A 1128-nucleotide genomic window follows, 5' to 3' on the forward strand; every position below is an offset into this window, starting at 1 on the left:
ATATCAGTGGGAAGTGTAGAGAGAACCCAACCCGACATTTGGCTGTCGCGTACGACACGCCAGTATATCAGTGGGAAGTGTAGAGATCACCCAACCTAGTCTTTAACAGTGACGTCCGGCAAGCCCTTCAAGAACGTGGTGTTCGCCTCCCCCAGGGTGCAGCCCGCGAACATCACCCGCCTCCACCAGTTGCCCGTCAGGTCGACACTCGTGAAGTCGCACTCCTCGAAAGTGGTGTCGCCCTGGACATGATTCCCCTTGAACGTAGCGTCCTTAAAGTTCACACCCTCAAACGTGCAACGCTTTATTGAGCAGTCGGCGATCTCAGCACCAACGGCGGTAGTGTTAATGAACTCGGAACTCTTCATTTCAGCGTTCGTGATCAGGGCATGATCCATACACGAATCGTATGCGCAGGCGCCTTCCCACTGCGTGCTGTCCATGTTCGCGTACCTCAGGTTGGTGAGTGTCAGACGAGCCTGGGTCAGGTCGGCGTACGTCATGTCCGTGTTTGTCATGTCCGTGTTTGTCACGCGCGTGTACCCCAGATCTGCACGGTGCAGGCGCGCGGCGTTCAAATCACTGTCAGTAATGTGAGCCGCTGTGAAGTCGGTCCCCTCAAAGTTCGACTCGCTGAGAACAGTGTTCGATATGTCGGCCTTACGCATGTACGACTGGGCGGCATTGACAGTCAGGTAGCTTGACCAGATGGAAAGACGATCCATGTTGGCCCCGCACATGGTGGCGTCCCCCGTGCAGTCGGTGATGAGCCCATACGTCATGTCAGCATTGTCAAAGCGAGTTCCGTCTAGGGTGCAGCATGTGGCATAAAGCCTGTTCAGGTTCGCATAGTCAAAAATCGTGTCAGTGAGCGTGCAGTCTTTCATTGACAGGTCTTCCGCGTGGCGCTTGTAAAAATTCCTGCCATCCAGGTGCGCCCCCACTACAACTGCGTCGACCAGCTTGTCGGGTATGACTGTGGCCTTCGAATCAAGGGTCGCGTCCGTAACAGCGTGGGGTTTGGAATCGAACTGACCGCCCTGGGGCGAACCGGCAGGTTTGCGTGGTTGAAATGTGCTCATGGAACTACCAGTTGCGGCTGGAACAAAACGCTCGGGTTGACCAGCA

General features: G+C 55.6%; 1 protein-coding gene. It reads right to left on the reverse strand.

Going from position 1 to position 1128, the window contains the following annotated elements:
* Positions 1 to 95 precede the first annotated feature (95 nt).
* A partial coding sequence (locus HMPREF2975_RS07130) for a pentapeptide repeat-containing protein (RefSeq protein ID WP_227469312.1) occupies positions 96 to 1128 on the reverse strand: 1033 nt, incomplete at its 5' end.

It is taken from the genome of Actinomyces sp. HMSC065F12 (assembly GCF_001814535.1).
Classification (GTDB): domain Bacteria; phylum Actinomycetota; class Actinomycetes; order Actinomycetales; family Actinomycetaceae; genus Pauljensenia; species Pauljensenia radingae_A.